Origin of the sequence: Nonomuraea antri (assembly GCF_013283785.1) — a bacterium.
Taxonomy (GTDB): domain Bacteria; phylum Actinomycetota; class Actinomycetes; order Streptosporangiales; family Streptosporangiaceae; genus Nonomuraea; species Nonomuraea antri.
In genome coordinates, this window is record NZ_JABCPZ010000514.1 from 1 (window position 1) to 1,685 (window position 1,685).

The 1,685-nt window shown below is 70.6% G+C and carries 2 pseudogenes; both read left to right on the top strand.

Going from position 1 to position 1,685, the window contains the following annotated elements:
- Positions 1-366: 366 nt before the first annotated feature.
- Positions 367-642: pseudogene (locus HII36_RS59085) on the top strand (glycosyltransferase); the annotation flags it as partial.
- A 267-nt stretch (positions 643-909) separates the two neighbouring features.
- Positions 910-1,685, top strand: a pseudogene (locus HII36_RS59090) (hypothetical protein); the annotation flags it as partial.

Here is a 1,685-nt window from a genome sequence, read left to right on the forward strand (position 1 = left end):
GAGAAAGTGGTGGTGGCCGTGGGGGCGGCTGTTCTGGCGGCGGGCGTGGGAGGGTTGGTGGTGGCACTCGTAGACCGGGCGGACGCGCGGTCGGTGGTGGGGCTGCTCAAGCGCGGCGGGTGACCAGTTGGCCGAGCCGCTCTGCTCGGGGCTGGTCGGCGCGTGGTGGGTGACCGGTTGGGTGGGTGGCCTGGTGCGCTGATGGGTGACTCGTGGGTGGGCTGCTCGTCTGGTGGGTTGACTCGGTGCGTGCCGGGTGGTTGTTCGGGTGGGGTTGCTCGGCCTTGTTCGGGTCGGGTGGTCCCTCCCTGAGGTGGGGCTTGTCCGTGGGTTGAGCTGGAAGGAGTGGTCGTGCGGGTGGCGTTCGTGCTGGGCACTACGTCCGGGGGGACCGGGCGGCATGTGCTCATGCTGGTCGAGGGGCTCGTCCGGCGGGGGCATCAGGTGCTGGTGGTGGGGCCGCGCAGTGTCGAGGAGCAGTTCGGCTTCGGCGCGGCCGGGGCGCGGTTCGCGGAGGTTGCGGTCTCTGACCGGCCGCATCCCGTCAATGACCTGCGGGCGGTGCTCGCGATCAGACGTTTCACCAGGGATGCCGACGTGGTTCACGCGCATGGGCTGCGGGCTGGGGCGTTGGCGGCGATTGGCAGGCGGGCGGGTGCGAGTGGTGTCGGAGGAGCCGGTGGGGCAGGCGGTGCGCGAGGAGCCGGGGCAGCAGGTGGCGCCCGAGCAGCGCATGAAGCAGATGGTGCGCAAGGGCTTGGCGGGGCAGTAGGTGGTGTTCAAGGGGCTGACGGGGCAGGTGGTGCCAGCGGGGCAGAAGGGGCCAATCGGGCAGGTAGTGCCGGCGGGGCACAAGGGGCCAGTCGGCTGGTCGTCACGCTGCACAATGCGCTGACCGCGAGCGGGTTCGTGGGGTTCGTCTACGGGGTGCTGGAACGGATCGTGGCCAGGCGGGCCGATCGGGTGCTGGTGGTGTCACCCGATCTCGGTGAGCGGATGACCCGGCTGGGGGCGCGGGAGGTCGGCTCGGCCGTGGTGCCGGCGCCCGCGCTGCGACCGGCGAAACGTGCGCCGGGGGACGTACGGGCCGAACTGGGGGCCGGGCAGCGGCCGTTGCTGCTCACGATCGCCAGGCTCGCCCAGCAGAAGGGCCTCGACAGATTGCTCGACGCGGCCGCCGGCCCCTGGCCGGACCCCAGCGGGGGGAGCACGGGCACCGGCTTGGGTCCGCGTGCGGATGTCCCTGCGAGCACGGGTGCGGTCAGTGGGGTGGATACCAGCGGGACTGACCATGAGGCCGGGGGCGGGCGCAGCGTCGGTGCTGGCGAAAGCGCCGGTGCTGGTGGCAGCGTTGGTGGCAGCGGCATCGATGGTGGTCGCAGCGACGGTGGGGACGTGGATGGTGACCACGTTGGTGATGCTGAGGTGAATGGCGGTGACGTAGGCGGCGGGGGTGTAGGCGGTCGTAACGGTGGTGCTGACGTGAATTGTGGCGACGTTGGTGGCGGTGACTTTGGTAGCGGGGACCTTGATGGTGGGGACGTGAGGGGCGGTGACGTAAGGGGCGGTGACGTGAGGGGGGACGAGGTTAGTAGTGGTGACGTGATTGCTGATGTGGCTGATGGTGGCGTGAGTGATGGTGACATGGGTGACGGTGACGGTGGGGATGCTGGTGTGGCGAGGGG